Raw genomic sequence first — 254 nt, 5'->3', positions numbered from 1 at the left:
TGCGGCGACGCTTTGAATGGTGCCATGGTGATTCGGGTCGTCCAGATACCTGACCTTCGCATCGGTGCCATCGGGCACGCCACTCAGGCGCAGGTAGCCGTCGGCGTCAAGCATGCCCCGCTGCGAGCGGACATTGCTCCAGGCCACATAGCTGCATCCCGCGACCGGCAAGCCGTCGGGGTAGCCATGCCGGAACTCGAGATCTGTGGCGACGGGCGCTGCACGCGGTATGGACGGCATGGGCGTATTCATCG

At 65.0% G+C, this 254-nt stretch carries 1 protein-coding gene; it reads right to left on the bottom strand.

Annotated features, from left to right (window positions below; translation table 11 throughout):
• Positions 1-240: hypothetical protein (locus tag R0J92_RS24845; protein ID WP_411053647.1), on the bottom strand; the 240-nt coding region annotated here is incomplete at its 3' end.
• Positions 241-254 lie beyond the last annotated feature (14 nt).

Origin of the sequence: Tritonibacter sp. SIMBA_163 (genome assembly GCF_046535935.1) — a bacterium.
In the GTDB taxonomy this organism is placed as follows: domain Bacteria; phylum Pseudomonadota; class Alphaproteobacteria; order Rhodobacterales; family Rhodobacteraceae; genus Epibacterium; species Epibacterium scottomollicae.
The sequence above is the reverse complement of the archived record's forward strand: the minus strand, read 5'-3'. Positions and strand labels throughout refer to the sequence as shown.